General features: G+C 72.0%; 19 protein-coding genes. 4 read left to right on the top strand and 15 right to left on the bottom strand.

Annotation, left to right across the window (positions count from 1 at the left end):
* Positions 1–19: 19 nt before the first annotated feature.
* From HNR22_RS26355 to truB, 5 genes are all read right to left on the bottom strand, one after another.
* A complete protein-coding gene (locus tag HNR22_RS26355; protein WP_179782606.1) occupies positions 20–1,417 on the bottom strand; it encodes an insulinase family protein in 1,398 nt (465 codons plus the stop codon).
* A gap of 47 nt (positions 1,418–1,464) precedes the next feature.
* Positions 1,465–3,864 (bottom strand): polyribonucleotide nucleotidyltransferase, encoded by a 2,400-nt coding sequence (locus tag HNR22_RS26350; protein ID WP_179782605.1) that lies wholly within the window; start codon positions 3,862–3,864, stop codon positions 1,465–1,467.
* Positions 3,865–4,091: 227 nt separating this feature from the next.
* The gene (rpsO, locus tag HNR22_RS26345; protein WP_030337594.1) at positions 4,092–4,361 is read right to left on the bottom strand and encodes a 30S ribosomal protein S15; all 270 of its coding nucleotides are present in this window, start codon (positions 4,359–4,361) and stop codon (positions 4,092–4,094) included.
* A gap of 191 nt (positions 4,362–4,552) precedes the next feature.
* Entirely contained in the window at positions 4,553–5,482 is a 930-nt protein-coding gene (locus HNR22_RS26340; RefSeq protein WP_179782604.1) for a bifunctional riboflavin kinase/FAD synthetase, read from the bottom strand.
* 75 nt (positions 5,483–5,557) lie between these two features.
* The gene (gene truB / locus HNR22_RS26335) at positions 5,558–6,442 is read right to left on the bottom strand and encodes a tRNA pseudouridine(55) synthase TruB (RefSeq protein ID WP_425488076.1); all 885 of its coding nucleotides are present in this window, start codon (positions 6,440–6,442) and stop codon (positions 5,558–5,560) included.
* Between the two features lie 201 nt (positions 6,443–6,643).
* On the opposite strand from truB, the gene HNR22_RS26330 reads away from it, so the two are divergent.
* Positions 6,644–6,946 (top strand): hypothetical protein, encoded by a 303-nt coding sequence (locus tag HNR22_RS26330; RefSeq protein ID WP_179782602.1) that lies wholly within the window; start codon positions 6,644–6,646, stop codon positions 6,944–6,946.
* A gap of 10 nt (positions 6,947–6,956) precedes the next feature.
* Positions 6,957–7,967: a hypothetical protein gene (locus HNR22_RS26325; RefSeq protein ID WP_179782601.1), complete on the top strand. Its 1,011-nt coding sequence runs from the start codon at positions 6,957–6,959 to the stop codon at positions 7,965–7,967.
* Between the two features lie 21 nt (positions 7,968–7,988).
* On the opposite strand, the gene HNR22_RS26320 is transcribed toward HNR22_RS26325, so the two are convergent.
* The 10 genes from HNR22_RS26320 to rimP form a co-directional block, all read right to left on the bottom strand.
* Positions 7,989–9,317 (bottom strand): MATE family efflux transporter, encoded by a 1,329-nt coding sequence (locus tag HNR22_RS26320; protein WP_179782600.1) that lies wholly within the window; start codon positions 9,315–9,317, stop codon positions 7,989–7,991.
* Between the two features lie 612 nt (positions 9,318–9,929).
* Entirely contained in the window at positions 9,930–10,139 is a 210-nt protein-coding gene (locus tag HNR22_RS26315) for a DUF6186 family protein (protein ID WP_179783723.1), read from the bottom strand.
* Entirely contained in the window at positions 10,139–10,546 is a 408-nt protein-coding gene (locus tag HNR22_RS26310) for a hypothetical protein (protein WP_179782599.1), read from the bottom strand. Before HNR22_RS26310 ends, HNR22_RS26315 begins: the two co-directional genes overlap by 1 nt.
* A 101-nt stretch (positions 10,547–10,647) precedes the next feature.
* Positions 10,648–11,706, bottom strand: a complete 1,059-nt coding sequence (locus HNR22_RS26305; RefSeq protein ID WP_179782598.1) for a DHH family phosphoesterase — start codon at positions 11,704–11,706, stop codon at positions 10,648–10,650.
* A complete protein-coding gene (gene rbfA, locus HNR22_RS26300; RefSeq protein ID WP_088946707.1) occupies positions 11,703–12,203 on the bottom strand; it encodes a 30S ribosome-binding factor RbfA in 501 nt (166 codons plus the stop codon). The genes HNR22_RS26305 and rbfA overlap by 4 nt, the downstream gene beginning before the upstream one ends.
* Positions 12,204–12,329: 126 nt before the next feature.
* Positions 12,330–12,626, bottom strand: coding sequence for a DUF503 domain-containing protein (locus tag HNR22_RS26295; protein ID WP_088946706.1), 297 nt, complete (start codon positions 12,624–12,626; stop codon positions 12,330–12,332).
* A 90-nt stretch (positions 12,627–12,716) separates the two neighbouring features.
* The gene (gene infB, locus HNR22_RS26290) at positions 12,717–15,743 is read right to left on the bottom strand and encodes a translation initiation factor IF-2 (protein ID WP_179782597.1); all 3,027 of its coding nucleotides are present in this window, start codon (positions 15,741–15,743) and stop codon (positions 12,717–12,719) included.
* A 93-nt stretch (positions 15,744–15,836) separates the two neighbouring features.
* Positions 15,837–16,169, bottom strand: coding sequence for a DUF448 domain-containing protein (locus tag HNR22_RS26285; RefSeq protein WP_179782596.1), 333 nt, complete (start codon positions 16,167–16,169; stop codon positions 15,837–15,839).
* Between the two features lie 16 nt (positions 16,170–16,185).
* A complete protein-coding gene (gene nusA, locus HNR22_RS26280) occupies positions 16,186–17,229 on the bottom strand; it encodes a transcription termination factor NusA (protein ID WP_179782595.1) in 1,044 nt (347 codons plus the stop codon).
* On the bottom strand, positions 17,226–17,915 hold the full coding sequence (rimP, locus tag HNR22_RS26275) for a ribosome maturation factor RimP (protein WP_179782594.1): 690 nt from the start codon (positions 17,913–17,915) through the stop codon (positions 17,226–17,228). Before rimP ends, nusA begins: the two co-directional genes overlap by 4 nt.
* A 230-nt stretch (positions 17,916–18,145) precedes the next feature.
* Between rimP and HNR22_RS26270 the strand changes: the two genes are divergently transcribed.
* Together HNR22_RS26270 and HNR22_RS26265 are read left to right on the top strand one after the other, a co-directional pair.
* Positions 18,146–18,598, top strand: coding sequence for a hypothetical protein (locus tag HNR22_RS26270; RefSeq protein WP_179783722.1), 453 nt, complete (start codon positions 18,146–18,148; stop codon positions 18,596–18,598).
* Positions 18,595–19,032, top strand: coding sequence for a DUF4439 domain-containing protein (locus tag HNR22_RS26265; protein WP_179782593.1), 438 nt, complete (start codon positions 18,595–18,597; stop codon positions 19,030–19,032). Before HNR22_RS26270 ends, HNR22_RS26265 begins: the two co-directional genes overlap by 4 nt.
* Positions 19,033–19,049: the final 17 nt, after the last annotated feature.

Below are 19,049 nucleotides of genomic sequence, written 5' to 3'. Positions count from 1 at the left end.
CCGCGCCGCGCGGCAGACCTCAGACCGCGAAGTCGCCCGCGCCGAACGGGCCGACCACGGCCAGCGACATCGGCCGGCTGAGCAGCTCGGCGGCGAGGACGTTGACGTCCTCCACGGTGACGTCGTCGACCCGGCGGAGCAGCTCGTCGACCGGCATCAGGTCGCCGTAGAGCAACTCACCCTTGGCCAGCCGGCTCATCCGGGAACCGGTGTCCTCCAGGCCGAGCACGAACGAGCCCTTGCTCATGCCCTTGCCCCGGGCCACCTCGGCCTCGGTCAACCCGTCGGCGGCGACCCGGGCCAGCTCGGCGCGGGTCAGGGCCAGCACCTCGTCCACCTTGCCCGGCGCGCAGCCGGCGTAGACGGCGAACAGGCCGGTGTCGGCGTACTGGCTGGCGTAGGAGTAGACCGAGTACGCCAGGCCGCGCTGCTCGCGGATCTCCTGGAACAGGCGGCTGGACATGCCGCCGCCGAGCACGTTGTTGAGCACGCCGAGGGCGAAGCGCCGCTCGTCGAGGCGGTCGATGCCGGGGCAGCCGAGGATGACGTGCGCCTGCTCGGTCTCCTTCGGCTCCACCAGGGTGGTTGCCGGCTTCGTCCGTACCGCGGGTGTTGCCGCGCGGTACGGCGCCGGGGTGGCCGGGTCGCTGTCCAGGGGGGTGCCCCGCACCGCCTGGCGGACCATCTTGACCACAGCGGCGTGGTCGAGGTTGCCGGCGGCGGCGATGACGATCTGCGGTGCCGTGTAGCGGCCCCGGTAGAAGCTCTGGATCTGCCGCCGGGTCATCGGCGTGACGGTCTCGGCGGTGCCGGAGATCAGCCGGCCCAGCGGGTGGTCGCCGTAGACGGCCTGGACGAAGAGGTCGTGCACCTCGTCACCGGGCTCGTCGTCGTGCATGGCGATCTCTTCCAGGATCACGCCACGCTCGGTCTCGACGTCCGCCGGCTCCAACAGCGAGTCGGCCACCAGGTCGCACATCACGTCGACCGCGAGCGGCAGGTCCTCGTCCAGCACGCGGGCGTAGTAGCAGGTGTATTCCTTCGTGGTGAAGGCGTTGGTCTCGCCACCCACCGCCTCGATCTGCGAGGAGATCTCCAGTGCGGTGCGCTTGTGGGTGCCCTTGAACAGCAGGTGCTCAAGGAAGTGCGCGGCACCGGCCTGCGGGCCGGTCTCGTCGCGCGAGCCGACCGCCACCCAGACGCCGAACGAGACGCTGCGCATCGCCGGAATCGCCTCGGTGAGGACGCGCAGCCCGCTGGGCAGCACGGTACGTCGTACCGTGCCGCCCAGCGGATCGTCGCTGAGCGTCCGGGTCACCGCGCGGGCGGTGCCGCCGGAGCGGCCCGCCCCGGTGTCCCGAGAGGGGGCCACCCCCCGTCGATCCGGTGGAAACGGCGCGCTGAAGGCCCGACTCACGTACTGCTCCCGGTTCGACGAGGGGTGGGTGATGCGAAGTACGACGATCAGCTGTGCCGGGTCCGGCGGCGCGGACGCTCGCCGCCCTCGCCACCCTCGCCGCCGCCGCCGTTGCCGCCCTCGCCGCCGCCGTTGCCGCGCTCCGGGCCACGCCCGCCCCGGTCGCCGCCGCGCTCACGGTCACCGCGGTCACGCGGAGCCCGGTCGCCGCGGTCACGACCAGCCGGACGGTCGCCACCGGCGGCCTCGCCGGCGGCCGGCGCCTCGGCGCCCTCCGGCCGGACCTTGTCCAGGTAGATCTTGCCGCGCGCGTCGATGTCGGCGATCTCGACCTCGACCCGGTCACCGACGTTGAGGAAGTCCTCAACGCGCTCGACCCGCTTGCCGTCGCCCACCTTGGAGATGTGCAGCAGGCCGTCACGACCCGGCAGCAGCGAGATGAACGCGCCGAACGCGGCGGTCTTGACCACCGTGCCCAGGAACCGCTCGCCCTGCTTCGGCAGCGTCGGGTTGGCGATCCCGTTGATCCGGTCGACGGCCGCCTGGGCCGACGGGCCGTTGGTGGCGCCGACGTAGATCGTGCCGTCGTCCTCGATGGAGATCTCGGCGCCGGTCTCGTCCTGGATCGCGTTGATGGTCTGACCCTTCGGGCCGATCACCATGCCGATCTTGTCGACCGGAATCTTGACGGTGGTGACCCGCGGCGCGTAGTCCGACATCTCGGCCGGAGCCTCGATCGCGGCCTTCATGACACCGAGGATGACCTGCCGGGCCTCGTTCGCCTGCTGCAGCGCGGAAGCCAGCACGTCCGACGGGATGCCGTTGAGCTTGGTGTCGAGCTGGAGCGCGGTGACGAACTCCGGCGTGCCGGCGACCTTGAAGTCCATGTCACCGAACGCGTCCTCGGCACCGAGGATGTCGGTCAGCGTCACGTACTGGGTCTTGCCGTCCACCTCGTCGGAGATGAGCCCCATCGCGATGCCGGCGACCGGCGCCTTCAGCGGGACACCCGCGGAGAGCAGGCCCAGCGTCGACGCGCAGACCGAACCCATCGAGGTGGAGCCGTTGGAGCCGAGCGCCTCCGACACCTGCCGGATGGCGTACGGGAACTCCTCGCGCGACGGCAGCACCGGGATCAGCGCACGCTCGGCGAGCGCACCGTGGCCGATCTCGCGACGCTTCGGCGAGCCGACCCGGCCGGTCTCACCGGTCGAGTACGGCGGGAAGTTGTAGTTGTGCATGTAGCGCTTGCGGTTCTCGGGGGACAGCGTGTCCACCATCTGCTCCATCCGGAGCATGTTCAGAGTGGTGACGCCCAGGATCTGGGTCTCGCCCCGCTCGAACAGCGCCGAACCGTGCACCCGGGGCAGCACGCCGACCTCGGCGGTCAGCGCCCGGATGTCGCGCGGGCCGCGGCCGTCCATGCGGACCTGCTCGCGCAGCACGCGGTTGCGCACCTCGGACTTGGTCAGCGAGCGGAAGGCGGCACTGAGCTCCTTCTCGCGACCCTCGAACCGAGCACCCAGCTCCTCGGCGACCCGGGTCTTGACCCGGTCCAGGGCTTCCTCGCGGTCGGCCTTGCCGGCGATGGTGATCGCCTCGGCCACGTCGCCACGGGCCAGGTCGGCCACGGCGGCGAACACGTCGTCCTGGTAGTCCAGGAAGACCGGGAACTCGGTGACCGGCTTGGCGGCGACCTCGGCCAGCTCGCTCTGCGCGCGGCACAGCTCACGGATCGCCGGCTTGGCGGCCTCCAGGCCGCTGGCGACGACCTCCTCGGTCGGGGCGGTGGCACCGGCCGAGATCAGGGCGACGGCGTTCGGGGTGGCCTCGGCCTCGACCATCATGATCGCGACGTCGCCGTCCTCGAGCGTGCGGCCGGCCACGACCATGTCGAAGGTGGCGCGGGCCAGCTCCTCCAGGGTCGGGAAGGCGACCCACTGGCCGTCGATGTGGGCGACGCGGGTCGCACCGATCGGGCCGGAGAACGGCAGGCCGGAGAGCTTGGTCGACATCGAGGCGGCGTTGATCGCCACGACGTCGTACGGGTGCTGCGGGTCCAACGCGAGGATGGTCTCGACGACCTGGACCTCGTTGCGCAGGCCCTTCACGAAGGACGGGCGCAGCGGCCGGTCGATCAGGCGGCAGGTGAGGATCGCGTCCTCGCTCGGCCGGCCCTCACGGCGGAAGAACGAGCCGGGGATGCGGCCCGCGGCGTACATCCGCTCCTCGACGTCGACGGTCAGCGGGAAGAAGTCGAACTGCTCCTTCGGGTGCTTACCGGCGGTGGTGGCGGAGAGAACGACCGTCTCGCCCAGCTGGGCGATGACGGAACCGGCGGCCTGGCGAGCCAGCCGACCGGTGGAGAAGGTGATCTCACGGGTGCCGAAGGACCCGTTGTCGATCACGGCGGTGCGGGATTCGGTGCCGAGTTTGGTCTCGGTCATGTGCTGTCGTGCTCCTTCGCGTCGTGGGCCCACGACATCGGGGAGCTGCTCAGCCGGCCGGTCTTCGATCGAAGCGCCCGGGTGGCCGGCATGATGCCGGGGTTCCCGGGGGCCACTACCGGAGACCGGTACGCTGACCGGCTCCCTCTCGGGTGGTCGCGCGGCCCGTGTTTCTTCAGATGGGACGCAGTACGGGGGAGCGGCCGGTCGGCCACTCCCCCGTCACGTCACCTGCGCAGGCCGAGCCGCTCGATGAGCGACCGGTAGCGCGCAATGTCCTTCTTCTGGACGTAGTTGAGCAGCCGACGGCGACGGCCGACCAGCAGCAGCAGCCCACGGCGGCTGTGGTGGTCGTGCTTGTGCACCTTCAGGTGCTCGGTCAGCTCGGCGATCCGCTTGGTGAGGACCGCGACCTGAACCTCCGGCGAACCGGTGTCGCCCTCGGCGGTCGCGTACTCCGCGCGGATGCTGGCCTTGGCTTCCTGGTCGAGCGCCATGTTCTCCCTGTTTCGGTGGGTTGATCAAGTAGGTGTCCGTCGTCCCGATGGACCGGGAACGGACCGGTACCTCGCACCCGCGGCGTCGAGCAGGCACGCGAGGCCCCACGCCGGTCACCCGACGTCTCGGCAAGACTACCAGCACTCACCGGTAACACCCGGCCAAGGGCCTCGGCCGGGCCGCGCGGGGGTCAGCCCAGAGCCCGCCGGGTGCGCTCGACGTCCTGATTCATCTGGGCGATCAGCGGCTCGATCGAGTCGTAGCGGATCTGACCGCGCAGGCGCGCCACGAAGTCCAGGGCCAGCCGTTCGCCGTACAGGTCACCGGAGAAGTCCAGCGCGTACGCCTCCACCCGCCGCTCCCGGCCGGAAAAGGTCGGGTTGGTGCCCACGGACACCGCCGCCATCAGCGGTTCATGCTGCCCACGGCGGATCAGCCGAGCCGCGTACACGCCGTCGGCGGGCACCGCCGCGTACCGGTGGCAGAGCAGGTTGGCGGTGGGAAAGCCCAGCTCCCGGCCCCGCTGGTCGCCACGGACCACCACGCCCTCCAGGCGGTGTGGGCGGCCCAGCGCGGCGGCCGCCGCGCCCACGTCGCCCGCGTCGACGCAGGAGCGGATGTACGTGGAGGAGAAGACGGTGCCGTCCTCGGCGACCAGCGGGCCGCCCTCCACGGCGAAGCCGAAGGTCTGCCCCAGCCGCTCCAACAGGGCCACGTCGCCGGCCGCCCGGTGCCCGAAGCGGAAGTTGCTGCCGACCACCACCAGCGCCGCGTGCAGGTGCTCGACCAGGACGTCGTGCACGAACTGCTCGGCCGGCAGCCGGGAGAACTCCTGGGTGAACGGCACCACGCAGAGCACGTCCACGCCGAGTGCCTCGATCAGCTCCGCCTTGCGGGCCGGCTCGGTGAGCACAGCCGGATGCGAACCGGGGCGGACCACCTCGGCCGGGTGCGGGTCGAAGGTGACCACCACCGACTGCACGCCCAGCTCCCGGGCTCGGGCCACGGCGTGCCCGATGGTCGCCTGGTGCCCCCTGTGCACGCCGTCGAAGACGCCGATGGTGACGACCGAGCGTCCCCACCCACCGGGCGCCGCGTCGTACCCCCGCCACCGCTGCATGCCGTTCCTCCCTGTGTCCCGCCGGCCGGCGGGTCGACACCGCCGGCCCCGGGCCGGCGGACCTGCTCCCCGCCGTCAGGCCGGGGCGAGCACGATCTCCGCGCGGGCCCGCCCGTCCCGCTCGCTGACGATAGCGATCAGGCCGCCGGCCGGCCCGAAGACGGCGTACGGCCCGGTGAGGCCGGCCGGGTCCAGCGGCCCGCCGTGGGCGAGCACCCGGGCCTCCTCGGGTGTCGCCTCGCGGCGCGGGAAGAAGCGGTCGGCTGCCGCGTCCAGCGGCAGGTTCACCACGTCCGGGGCGCGCTGCTCCAACTCGCCGAGGGTCGCCGCCTCGGCGAGGGTGAAGCCGCCCACAGCGGTCCGGCGCAGCGCGGTCAGGTGGCCGCCGACGTCGAGCGCCAGGCCCGCGTCCCGGGCGATGGCCCGGATGTACGTGCCGGAGGAGCAGGTGACGTCCACGTCCACGTCCACCACGTCCGGCTCGGTCCGGCGGATCGCCAGCACCTCCAGCCGGGAGATGGTGACCCGGCGCGCGGGCAACTCGACGCTCTCCCCGTCGCGAACCCGCTTGTACGCCCGCTGTCCGTCGATCTTGATGGCGCTGACCGCGCTCGGCACCTGGTCGACCTCGCCGCTGAGCCCGGTCAGCGCCGACCGGATCGCGTCGTCGGTGAGGTGACCGGCGGGCGCGGTGGCGATCACGTCGCCCTCGGCGTCGTCGGTGACGGTGGCCTGGCCGAGCCGGATGGTGCCGTTGTAGCTCTTGCCCGCGCCGATCACATAGGTCAGCAGGCGGGTGGCTCGGCCTACGCCGATCACCAGCACACCGGTCGCCATCGGGTCGAGGGTGCCGCCGTGCCCGACCCGTCGGGTCTTCGCCAGTCGGCGGATGCGTGCCACCACGTCGTGCGACGTCATGCCGCCGGGCTTGTCGACCACGATCAGACCATCGGTGCTCACGTCGGCCAAGCCTGCCAGATGCCCGGCGCCCGGCGGTGTGTGGGCGGGCCCGGCGTGACCCGAGCCTCCGCCCCGCGGGCTGAGCGGCTTTGTCGGGACGAGGCGTCGATCAGGCGATTTGTCAGGCCGGGGCAGCCGGCCGACCTCGGCGGGTGCGAAGATCATCCGCCCGCTGACGCCGACCCGAGATCAGGACCGCCGATGACCCCCGACCAACGTCCGGCCCATCAGCACCGCGCTCGGGTCGACCTGCCGGAGTGGATGCGGCATCCGGCGCCGAAGCGACGCACCCCGGCGCGCTACGTGGACGACCTGATCGAGAGCTGGCCGGCGCTGCGGACCATCCGCCGGGCGGTGTGGCACTGGCGCGGCCGGACCCGGTGGAGCGAATCGCATCCGAACCTCGTCGCCGTGCTGTCGTTCGTCGTGGCCGCCGTCCTCGGGACCGCGTTGGTGACCGGCGCCTACTACCTGCTTGCGCTGGCCACCAGCGGCGAATACTGACGGAGGAACGATGGAGCACACGTCGCCGAACGAGCCCACGCCGACGGACCCGGTCGAGCCTTCACCGCCGCCGGCCGCGGTCGCGCAGGTCAACCCGACGCAGCTACCGGAGTGGATGCGGTCGTCGCCGATCGAGCACCGACCTACCGGATGGGACCGCGTCCGCTTCTTCTCGGCCCGGCACAACGGGGCTGTGCTGGTCGGCCTGGGGCTGGTGCTGGCACTGCTGATGGTCGTCGGCGGCATGGCCCTGGTCGGCCGGATCATCGGTGGTGGCGGCGTGTCCGCCTCGGCGAGCCCCACGCCGAGTCCGACGCCACCGCTGAGCAGGGTCGGCGAGCCACGGGACCTGTTCGCCGGGTCGCCGGCGGCCTCCTTCACTCCAGCCGAGGAGGCCGTGCGGATGCCGGCGGCCAAGGGCACCGGGCCGTTCAGCGAGAGCCAGGTGCGGACCTCGCTGGAATCGGTGCGCAAGGCACTGGTCGAGAGCCGGATCGACACCTCGATGTTCATGGGCGACCCGGAGCCGTTCCTCGCGTTGCTCGCCCCGGACGCCCGCGAACGGCTCCGGTCGGACTTCTCCAACAACAGCTTCCTGCGGTACGCGACCCGGATGGCGTCGCCGTCGGAGTGGGAGCCTGGTGTCCGTGCCGACGGCCGGGTCAGCTACCGGGCCACCACGGCGAACGGCATCCGGGTGCTGGAGGTCTCCACGGAGTTCGTCTGGGCGTACCCGTTCGACGTGGACCTGCGGGCGCCCGCCGGTGCCAGCGTAGTGGCGCTGCGCGACCGCGTGGTGTGGCAGGTGCCGCATCCGGACGACGTCCCGGCCTCCACCCGAGGCCTCTGGATCACCTCGGCCGAGGCCGTGACCTGGAACGCGGACTGCGACGCGCTGCGCGACGGTTGGGTGCACGAGCAGTTCTGGGTGGCCGACGTGCACCGGGACCGGATTCCCGCCGGCGACCCGGGCACGATCTTCGACCTCGACGCACCCGCGCCGACGACCATGCGCTGCTGACCAGCGGGCCCACCGACCCGGTCAGCGGACCGCGCCGGTGACCGCCCAACCGCCGTTGCGCAGGCGCAGCAGCAGGGCGACCAGCCGGATCACCACGAACAGGGTGAGCCCGGCCCAGATACCGCCCAGCCCGAGGTCGAGGGCGTACGCCAGCCAGATGGCCGGCAGGAAACCGCCGAGCGCCGCCACGATGGTGAGGTTGCGCAGGTAACGCACGTCCCCCGCGCCGATCAGCACGCCGTCCAGGGCGAACACCACCCCGGCCAGCGGCAGCATGACGACGAACCACGGCCAGGCCGCCATGGCCTGCTCGCGTACCCCCGCGTCGGAGCTGAACCACGACGGTACGACGCTGGCGCCGGCGGCGATGAGCAGCGCGAAGCCGACGCCGCAGACGCCGCCGAGCAACCCGATCCGGCGGGCGAGCGCCCGGGCGCCGGCGTCGTCGCCGGCACCGAGCGCGGCGCCCACCAGCGACTGGGCGGCGATGGCCAGCGCGTCGAGCACCAGCGCGGTGAAGAACCAGAGTTGCAGGGCGATCTGGTGGGCGCCGACGGCGGCGGCGCCGAAGCGGGCGGCGACGGCGGTCGCGGAGAGGAAGCTGGCCTGGAACGCGAGCCCTCGGATCAGCAGGTCCCGGCTGAGCACCAGTTGCTGGCGGATGACGCGGGGGCGGGGCCGCAGCGACACCCGCTCGGCGACCAGCGCCGCGGCGAACAGCGCCCCGCAGAGCGTCTGCGCGACGACGTTGGCCACCGCCGAGCCGATCAGGCCCAGCCCACCGGGGTAGACCAGCAGCGGGCAGAGCAGCGCGGAGAGCAGGTTGGGGCCGAGCACGAAGAACAAGGGGCGGCGGGTGTCCTGCACGCCGCGCAGCCAGCCGTTGCCGGCGGCGGCGAGCAGCAGGCCAGGGGCGCCGAGGGCCGCGATCCGCAGCCAGTGCGCGGCGGCGTCGGCCACCTCGCCACCACCGCCGGCGAGGGTACGCGCGAGCGCGCCGCCGCCGAACTGCATGCCGATCGCGATCAGCAGACCGACACCGAACGCCAGCCAGGACGACTGGACGCCCTCGGCCACCGCGGCGGCCCGGTCACCCGCGCCGAAGCGGCGAGCCGCGCGCCCGGTGGTGCCGTACGCGACCACGGTGCCGACCCATGCGGTGAGGGTCATCACGGTGCCGCCGACGGCGAGCGCGGCGAGCGGCACCCGGCCGAGGTGACCGACCACGGCTGTGTCGACCAGCACGTAGAGCGGCTCGGCGGCGAGCACCACGAGGGCCGGCAGGGCGAGGCTGGCGATCCGCCGAGGCGAGGCGGATAGGTGGGTGGTGGCGGCGGCGGTCGGGCTCATCGCCGCCGATCCTGGCATGGGCGCAGTAAGGATCGCAAGCCCGATGGTGGCTTACTCCAACGGGACGGTGCGGTTGGCAGTCGGCAGTCGGTCCGGCCGGGGCGAGTGCCTCTGGTCAGAGGCTTTGGAGCTGATGTCGTAGACGAGTCACGTCGCGATGTCGCAGACGATTCAGCTCCGAAGGCACGCCACGAAGGGTCCGCCTTGACCGGCGGCACCGATCCGAAGGATCACCACCGCGCGGGTCGGATCACTACTGACGGGTGTCCATCGACGTCTGCAGCGCGCGGCGGGCCTGCTCGCGGGCGTCGTCGGTGGTCTCGGGCTTGGGCTTGTTCGGCATGGTGGTGGTCCTTCCAGGGAGCGAGCCACCGGCACGCGGCGGCCCTCACGGGCGGTCGTGCTGAGCGCCCCACGGCGGTCCGGGATTACCGGAGCAGCCGACTGGGCAGCGTGAGCCCGGGTCGGTGCGACCCTGGAGGGAGGCGGCACGAGGTGTGGCGCCACCACCCATGAGCTGCGCCGCCATGCGGCGCCGGCCCTCTCCCAAGTTATCGTTCAGGTCCACATGCTGCTCTTGGTTCCCGCCATCTGGACAGCGGACAACCCGGCTCAGCGGGCCAGGAAGTGCCAGCCCAGCCACCACCAGAACCCGAACAGACCGATCCGGCCCACCGGCACCGGACCGACCTCATAGCGCATCACGTACGCACAGACCTCGCCCAGAGTGGGTATCCGGGAGCCCTCCCGCCGGGCCATCCACTCGACCAGCGCGAAGAGGACCAGCGCGGTCAGGAAGCCACCGATCGCGAGTGCCCGCATCATCGCCGCACCAGCCCCCAGAAGGCGGCCAGCCAGGCGAACCAGACCGCCGAGCGGGTCAGGTGATCTTCCAGGAGGGGGTCGGCCAGCCGGGAGAAGGTGGGGAAGTCATCGCCGACCGCCAGCACGAAGGTCGTCCCCTCGAAGACGCCGAAGACCACCACCGGGACCGCCCACCAGGCCGCCCCCGCACCCAGACGACGCGGCGCGGGTCGGCGGGGCACCCGATTGCTCAGACCGAGCCAGATCAGCACCCCGCCGGTGCCGAGCGTGAAAAGATTCGCCTCAGTGGAGAAGGACGCGAACCGGCCACCGACGAGCGACAGGCAGACCAGGACGGGAACGGAGACGGCGGGCCGGTCCCATGCGCGGGGGGCCTCCACGGTGAGGTCGTGCGGCTGCTCCATCCCGCAATTCTTCCCGGTCTCACGGAGCGCGGGAAGACCAACACTCCCCGGAGCTGACCCTGATCTTCCGGACCGACCGATCGATGGCGGCGAAGGCCGTGTCAGCGTGCGGGGCGGACCAGCGCCGCGTCCAGTTGGCCGCGGATCGACTCGACCACCTGCTCGACGGTGCCCCGACCGGTGAACCCGGCCGCGAACGTGTGACCACCACCGCCCAGCGCCACAGCGACCCGGCTGACGTCCACCGCGCCCTTGCTGCGCATCGACACCGCCCACTCGCCCGAGGTGGTCTGCTTCAACACACAACCCACATCCGCCTCGGCGGTGCAGCGCACCGAGTCGATCAACGCCTCCAGCACGTACGGCCGCTGGTCGTGCCGGGCCAGGTCGTCGAGGGTGGCGAAGGTCCAGACCAGCCCTCTGCCACCGGCAGCGCTCGGCTCCAGCTGCGCACGGCCGAGCACCTCACCGAAGAGGCGGACCGCGCCGAAGGGCCGGGTGTCGAAGACCCGCCGGGAGATGTCACCGGGCGAAATGCCGGTCGCCAGCAACCGGGCGGCCATCTCGTGCACCGCCGGGGTGGTCGCCGCGAACCGGAACGAGCCGGTATCCGTGGTCAGGGCCACGTAGAGGCACTCGGCGATGGCCCGATCCACCACGACCCCGAGCCGGACCAACAACTGCTCGGCCACCACCGACGTCGCCGCCGCACCCGGGTCGACCAGGTTGACGGTGCCGAAACCCGGATTGGAGGCGTGGTGGTCCAACACCAGCGCCGCACCCGCTGACGACAGCCGCCCCGCCAACTCGCCGAGGCGCGACTCGCTCGCCGCGTCGAAGCAGATCACCAGATCGGGTGCCACGTCCGCGGCGTCCGCCGGGACCAGCAGCTCGAGACCGGGCAGACCGTGGAACGGCTCCGGTACCTCCGGCGGCCCCGGGAAGGTCGCCTGCACCTCGCGTACGCCGAGCTGCCGCAGACCCAGACCGAAGCCGAGCATGCTGCCCAGCGCGTCGCCGTCCGGGTTGACGTGACAGATCAGCAGCACCCGGCCGTTCGGCGGGACAGCCCGCAGCAGCGCCTCGGCCGCGGCCCAGTCCAACTCGGCGGGAGCGACCCCGGCCGCCCCGGCGAGCGGGACGCTGGCGGTGCTCGTCACCGCGTTTCCCCACCCCGCGGGGTCTCCTTGACGTCGGTGGCCTCCTCGGCCTCGTCCGTCTCGTCGTCCTCGTCCGTCTCGTCGTCGACCCGGTACGGCTGGGCCTCGCCCGCGTACTTCGCCTGGGCGGCGAGTCGCTGCACCTCGGCGTCGGCGTTGCGGGCGGCGGCGAGCAGGTCGTCGATGTGCTTGACCTGGTCCTGAACGTCGTCGAGGACGAACGTGAGGGTCGGCGAGTGACGCAACCCGAGCGCCTTGCCGACAGTGCTGCGCAGCAGGCCCTTGGCGCTCTCCAGAGCCGCGGCGGTGTCCGCCTGGGCCACCGAGTCACCGAGCACCGTGTAGAAGACCGTCGCGTCGCGCAGGTCAGCGGTAATCCGGGCATCGGTGATGGTGATCATCCCGAGCCGCGGGTCCTTGATCTGGCTCCGCACCACCGACGCGACCAGCTCACGCACCCGTTCCGCGTGCCGGCGTACCTTGGCCGGATCAGACATCTCGCCACCTCCACGGCGTCCTGCTCCCGGCCGACCCGGCGGCCCGGGGGCCGCCGGCCGACCGGCCAACATCTCGAACACTACCTTCGCGACCGCACCGGTCGCCCGGCACAGCCGGCACCGTGGTCAGTCGTCGTCCACGCCGTACAACCGGCGTCGAACCGACAGCAACTCGACCTCGGGACGCCCGGCCACCAGGCGCTCACAGGAGTCGAGCACCTCGCGGACGTGCGCCGTCTCGGCGGCCACCACGGCCACCGCAATCTGCGCTCGACCGTGCAGGTCGAGCGCACCCACCTCGGCGGCCGACACCTCGAAGCGACGCAGCGCCGCCACGATCGGCCGTACATATGATCTCTTGGCTTTGAGCGACCGGGAGTCACCCGGCAGCAGCAGGTCGAAGACCGCGGTTCCGGTAAACATCGCTCCGGACGATACCGCCAACCCGCCCTGCATGATCAAGGGGTTTACGCCGTACGGCGTAAACCCCTTGATCAGCGTGTCACTGCCGGATCAGGCGCGAACCTTCTCCCGCATCTCGAAGGTCTCGATGACGTCGCCGACCTGGACGTTGTTGTAACCACCCAGGGTCAGACCACACTCGAAGCCCTCGCGGACCTCGGTGGCGTCGTCCTTGAACCGCTTCAACGAGCTGATCGTGAGGTTGTCCGCCACGACCGCCCCGTCTCGCAGCAGGCGCGCCTTGGCGTTGCGCCGAAGGACACCCGACCGGACGATGCAACCGGAGATGTTGCCGATCTTGGACGAGCGGAAGACGTCGCGGATCTCCGCGCTGCCCAGCTCGACCTCCTCGTACTCCGGCTTGAGCAGGCCCTTGAGCGCTGCCTCGATCTCCTCGATGGCCTGGTAGATGACGGTGTAGTACCGGATCTCCACGCCCTCGCGGTCGGCCATCTCACGAACCTTGTTGGAGGCCCGCACGTTGAAGCCGATGATCGTGACCGGCTCGGACGAGGCACTCGCGAGCATGACGTTGCTCTCGGTGATCGCGCCCACGCCACGGTCGAGGACCTTGAGCTGGACCTCCTCGGGGATGTCCAGGTTGAACAGCGCGTCCTCGAGAGCCTCCACCGAACCGGAGACATCGCCCTTGAGGATGAGGTTGAGCGAGGTCTTCTCGCCCTCCTTGAGCTGCTCCATGAGCGTCTCGAGGGTGGCCCGACCACGGGAGTTGGCGAAGGACGCCGCCCGCCGCCGTGCCTGCCGCTGCTCGGCGATCTGCCGCACCGTGCGGTCGTCCGCCGCGGCGAGGAACGTGTCGCCCGCGCCGGGAGGCGCGGTCAGACCCAGCACCATGACCGGACGCGCCGGCCCAGCCTCGGTGAGCTGGTTGCCGTTCTCGTCGAGCATGGCCCGGACCCGGCCGTGCGCCCCACCGGCGACGATCGAGTCGCCTGCCCGCAGGGTGCCCTTCTGCACCAGCACCGTCGCCACCGCACCGCGGCCCTTGTCCAGGTGCGCCTCGATGGCCACACCCTGCGCCGGCCCGTCGATCGGAGCGGTCAGCTCCAGCGACGCGTCGGCGGTCAGCAGGACAGCCTCGAGCAGCTCCTCGATGCCGATGCCCGGCTTGGCTGCCACGTTGACGAACATGGTCTCGCCGCCGTACTCCTCGGCGACCAGGCCGTACTCGGTCAGCTGCTGGCGGACCTTGTCCGGGTTGGCGTCCGGCTTGTCGACCTTGTTGACCGCGACCACGATCGGCACGTCGGCCGCCTTGGCGTGGTTCAACGCCTCGATCGTCTGCGGCATCACACCGTCGTCAGCCGCGACGACCAGGATCACGATGTCCGTGACCTGGGCACCACGAGCACGCATGGCGGTGAACGCCTCGTGACCCGGGGTGTCGATGAAGGTGACCGCCCGGTCCTCGCCCTCGTGCGGGACGTGGACCTGGTACGCACCGATGTGCTGGGTGATTCCACCCGCCTCACCGGCCACGACGTTCGCCTTGCGGATCGCGTCGAGCAGCTTGGTCTTACCGTGGTCGACGTGACCCATGACGGTCACCACCGGCGCACGGCTGACCAGACGCTCCTCGGCCACCTCCGCGTCGAGGTCGATGTTGAACTGCGCGAGCAGCTCGCGGTCCTCGTCCTCCGGGCTGACGATCTGGATGTCGAAGCCCAGGTGCTCACCCAGCAGGTGCAAGGTGTCGTCAGAGCAGGACTGGGTCGCGGTGACCATCTCGCCCAGGTTGAACATCTCCTGGACCAGCGAACCCGGGTTGGCGTTGATCTTGTCCGCGAAGTCGGACAGCGAGGCGCCACGGGAGAGCCTGACGATCTGACCCTGACCCCGGGGAGCACCCGAGCTCATGGTCGGAGCCGACAGGTTGTCGAACTCCTGTCTGCGCTGCTTCTTGGACTTGCGACCGCGCGTCGGCCGGCCACCCGGACGCCCGAAGGCACCCGCGGCGCCGCCGCCACGGCCACGACCACCCGCACCCGGGCGACCGCCACCACCGGAGGGAGCACCCGGACGGAAACCGCCACCGGGAGCACCGCCACCGCCGCCGGGACCGCCACGGTAGCCACCGCCACCGCCGGCACCGGCGCCGCCACCAGGGCCGCCTCGGTAACCGCCACCGCCGCCGGCGCCACCGCCGGGACCGCCACGGAAGCCACCGCCGCCACCGCCACCGGGACGACCAGCGCCACCGCCACCGGGGCGACCAGCGCCACCGGGACCGGGGCGACCGGCAGCCGGACGCTGACTCGGCATGGACGCCGGGCTGGGCCGCGGCGGCATCGAGTTCGGGCTCGGCCGCGGCGGCATGCCCGCCGGGCTGTTGGGACGGGGGCCACCCGCACCCGCGGCCGGGGGCCGCTGCTGCTGGCCACCCTGGATGCCGAACGGGTTGTTACCGGCGCCACGCGCCGGCGGGCGACCACCAGGTCGGGCACCCGGACCCGGAGCCGGCGTGCTCGGACGAGCTGCCGGCGAACCGGGACGAGGGGGCATCGCGGCCGGACCCGGCCGAGGGCCGGGGCGGTTGCCGCCCTCTGCCGGGGGCTCCCGGCGTACGGGGTTGTCGCGCTGCTGCTGGCGGGCGGCCTGCGCGGCCTTGACCGCGGCCTCCTGCTCAGCCTTCAGCGCTGCGGCACGCGCCTCCGCGGCCGCCACCTCGATGTCGTGGGCACTCGCCGGCTTGGCGACCGGAGCCGCGGGCTGCGGGGCACCAGGCACCGGACCCTTCGGCTTCGGGCCGGGAGCCGGCGCGGTCGGCCGCCGGGGCGGCATCGGCTTGGCCGAGACCCGGGGCGCGCCCGGGGTCGGGGCCGTCGTCGGGGTCGGGGTCGAAGCCGGCGTCGACGCGGGCGCCGACGGAGCGGCGGCCGGTGCCGGAGCACCGGCGGACGCGACGAATGCGTTACGCAGTCGCCGGGCGACGGGCGCCTCGACGGTGCTCGACGCGGACTTCACGAACTCGCCCATTTCCTTCAGCTTGGCGAGAACGGTCTTACTCTCGACCCCGAGCTCTTTTGCAAGCTCGTGTACGCGGGCCTTGCCTGCCACTGCACTCCTCACTCCGAGGTCGTGCGGGCAGCACCCGCAGCGACCTCACTCGTGCACTTGAAGCCTGGTCATTTCAGGGACTTCATCGTGTGCTCATGTCGGTCGTCCTACCCTGCTAGCGACCCTCGCCCGGTCGGGCTGACCGGACGTAGTGGTTGGCGCATCGACGTGCTCCGCCAGCACACCGTGGTCAAGGACCTCGGTGATGCGCAGCGCACGCCCGAAGGCGCGGCGCCGCACCGCCAGCGCGAAGCAGGCCGGATCCGGGTGCAAGTTCGCTCCCCGACCCGGCAGCCTGCGAAGCGGGTCAGGCCGGAGACTGTAACCAGCCTCGTCCCTGACCGCGACTATCCGCAGCAATTCGCTGGCCGGCGCACGTTGCCGGCAACCCACACAGGTGCGCTCCGGCAGCGCGCGTCGTACCACTGGAGGAAGTCTACCCCTAGCTGCCCGAGATCGCTCCGCCCGGCTCCCGCACGTGATCAGCCGACCCCCGCGCGGCCGGGGCGGTCTGCTCCGCATCGGAGCGAATGTCGATCCGCCAACCGGTCAAGCGGGCAGCGAGTCGGGCATTCTGCCCCTCCCGACCGATGGCGAGCGAAAGCTGGAAGTCGGGGACCGTCACCCGGGCGGCCCGGTTGGCCAGGTCGACCACCTCGACCCGCAACGCCTTGGCAGGTGACAACGCGTTGCCGACGAAGGTGGCCGGGTCGTCCGACCAGTCGATGATGTCGATCTTTTCGCCGTGCAACTCGCTCATCACGGCGCGCACCCGCTGGCCCATCGGGCCGATACAGGCGCCCTTGGCGTTCACCCCGGGGGTGGTGGAGCGCACGGCGATCTTCGTGCGGTGACCTGCCTCACGGGCGATCGCGCCGATCTCCACAGTGCCGTCGGCGATCTCCGGCACCTCCAGCGCGAACAGCTTCTTGACCAGTGCCGGGTGCGACCGGGACAGGGTGATCTGCGGCCCGCGCATGCCCTTGGCCACGTGCACCACGACGCAGCGGACCCGCTCACCGTGGGCGTACCGCTCACCGGGCACCTGCTCGGACTGCGGCAGCACACCCTCCAGCTTGCCCAGGTCGACGCTGACGATGCCCTTCTCGGTGCGCGTCTCGTGCGCCTGCACCACGCCGGTGACCAGGTCACCCTCGCGGCCCACGTACTCACCGAAGTGCACCTCGTCGGTGGCCTCCCGCAGACGCTGGAGGATCACCTGCTTGGCGGTCATGGCCGCGATGCGGCCGAAGTCGTGCGGGGTGTCGTCCCACTCCCGCACCAGGCTGCCGTCGGCGTCCATCTCCTGCGCGTACACCAGGGCGGCGCCGGACTTACGGTCGATCTCCACCCGGGCGTGCGGCTCGGCGCCGTCGGTGTGCCGGTAGGCGGTCAGCAACGCGGTCTCGATCGCCGCGAGAATCGTGTCGAACGGGATCTCCCGCTCGCGCTCGAGTGCGCGCAGCGCCGCGAGGTCGATGTTCACCTCTCCTCGTCCTCCACATCATCTTCGTCGTCGATGTCGTCTGAATCGTCGATCTCGTCTGAATCGTCCGCGTCGTCGAACTCATCGTCCGGCTCACCGAGTTCGGCGAGCCGGGTGAACTCGACCTGCACGCGGCCCGGGCCCAGCTGGGCGTACGCCCAGGAGGTGCGGCCGTCCTCGGTCTCCAGCTGCACGCCCTCGTCGTCGGCCGCGATCACCCGACCGGTCAGCTGGCGGTCGCCGGTGGGCTGCTCGCCGCGCTGCTCGGGCAGTGCGGCCGCGCCCCGGACGGTGACCTTGACCAGCCGGCTCACGTTGCGCCGCCAGTGCCGGGGCAGGGTCAGTGGCCGGTCGACGCCCGGCGAGCTGACCTCCAGCTGGTATTCCCCGGCGACGATGTCGCCGCCGGCCTCCTCCGCGGCGTCCAGCGCGGTCGAGACCGCCCGGGAGACGTCCGCGACGGCGTCCAGGTCGATCCCGCCGTCGGCGTCCACCATCACCCGCACCACGTGCCGGCGACCGGCCCGGGAGACCGACAGGTCCTCCAGGTCGTAGCCGGCGTCGTTGACAACCGGCTCGATCACAGCTCGTAGTCGGGCACGTCGCCCGGCGAGATCGCCACCGCGGGGACCCGCGGCATCGCGGGGTCGACCTGTCGGCCTGGTGGCACGGCCACGCTGCGTCATCTCCGCACCCTTTCCCTGGTCGACGGTGATCGGCCGTCCCGCCATGCCGGCACGCCACCGGAGCGGACACGCCGGTGGCTGCGCAGAGCGTAACGCGCCTGCCCGGCAGCGGACCGGGCGGCGCACCGACGCCGGTCGCCCCTGGACCGACGCCGATGGTGTTGACTTGCCCGGTGGGGATCGGCAGAACGACACAGCGCGACCAGGCATCCGGACATTCCCGGCGAAAGTTGCTGCGCGGCGGGGCGCTGCTGGTGCTCGGCGGCGTCGCCGCGCCGCTGACCGGCTGTGATCTTTTCGACCGCGACGACCAGCCAGAGCCACCACCGGACCCGCTGCGCCCGATGGTGGACGAGTCACTGGCGCTGGCCGAGGCGTACCGGAGCACGGCCACCGCTCACCCCGACCTGGCCGACCGCCTCGGCCCGATCGCCGAGGCGCACACCGCACACGCCACCGAACTGGCCCGGGTGATCGGTGTCGCCCTGCCGTCGGCGGCGGCCACCGCCCCCACCACCGCCCCGGCAGCCGAGCCGGCCGGCGCGCTCGCCGCACTGCGTGCCCTGGAGAAGACCGCCCAGCAGTCCGCCACCCAGGCCTGCGCCGCAGCGCCCGCGGAACGGGCCGCGCTGCTCGGGTCGATCGTCGCCGCCCGCGCCACCCACCAGGAGGCACTGAAGTGAGGCAGCCGTCGTCCGGTGAGGCGCTCGCCTCCGCCCTGTCCGCCGAGTACGCGGCCATCTACGCCTACGGGCGGATCGGCGTCCGGCTCACCGGCGCCGCCCGGGACGCGGCGCACCAGGCGGAGGCCGCGCATCGACGCCGACGCGACACCCTCGTGGTGCAGCTCACCACCGCCGGTGGTGTCGTGCCTCCGGACCGCGCCGGGTACGCGCTGCCGTTCCCGGTCACCGACCGGGCGAGCGCCTTGCGGCTCGCCGCCGAGGTCGAGGAACGCACGGCAGCGCACTGGCGGGCGGCTCTGGCGTCCACCACCGGCGCCGACCGGGACCAGGCGCTGGCGGCCCTGGTCGAGTACGCCGTGCGCGCCACCCGGTGGCGTAAGACGGCCGGGTCGAGCCCGCTGACTGTCCCGTTTCCCGGTCGTCCGGCCTGAGCGGGTCCGCTCCGGTT

The sequence above is a fragment of the Micromonospora jinlongensis genome (assembly GCF_013410645.1).
Classification (GTDB): Bacteria; Actinomycetota; Actinomycetes; order Mycobacteriales; family Micromonosporaceae; genus Micromonospora; species Micromonospora zamorensis.
Note: the sequence above shows the minus strand (reverse complement) of the source record. Positions and strands in the feature narration are given on the sequence as shown.

Coding starts and splice junctions, on each gene's coding strand:
- HNR22_RS26350 (WP_179782605.1), bottom strand. CDS start 3,864: ATGACCGAGACCAAACTCGGCACCGAATCCCGCACCGCCGTGATCGAC.
- rpsO (WP_030337594.1), bottom strand. CDS start 4,361: ATGGCGCTCGACCAGGAAGCCAAGGCCAGCATCCGCGCGGAGTACGCG.
- HNR22_RS26340 (WP_179782604.1), bottom strand. CDS start 5,482: ATGCAGCGGTGGCGGGGGTACGACGCGGCGCCCGGTGGGTGGGGACGC.
- HNR22_RS26330 (WP_179782602.1), top strand. CDS start 6,644: ATGACCCCCGACCAACGTCCGGCCCATCAGCACCGCGCTCGGGTCGAC.
- HNR22_RS26325 (WP_179782601.1), top strand. CDS start 6,957: ATGGAGCACACGTCGCCGAACGAGCCCACGCCGACGGACCCGGTCGAG.
- HNR22_RS26320 (WP_179782600.1), bottom strand. CDS start 9,317: ATGAGCCCGACCGCCGCCGCCACCACCCACCTATCCGCCTCGCCTCGG.
- HNR22_RS26315 (WP_179783723.1), bottom strand. CDS start 10,139: ATGCGGGCACTCGCGATCGGTGGCTTCCTGACCGCGCTGGTCCTCTTC.
- HNR22_RS26310 (WP_179782599.1), bottom strand. CDS start 10,546: ATGGAGCAGCCGCACGACCTCACCGTGGAGGCCCCCCGCGCATGGGAC.
- rbfA (WP_088946707.1), bottom strand. CDS start 12,203: ATGTCTGATCCGGCCAAGGTACGCCGGCACGCGGAACGGGTGCGTGAG.
- HNR22_RS26295 (WP_088946706.1), bottom strand. CDS start 12,626: ATGTTTACCGGAACCGCGGTCTTCGACCTGCTGCTGCCGGGTGACTCC.
- rimP (WP_179782594.1), bottom strand. CDS start 17,915: ATGACGCAGCGTGGCCGTGCCACCAGGCCGACAGGTCGACCCCGCGAT.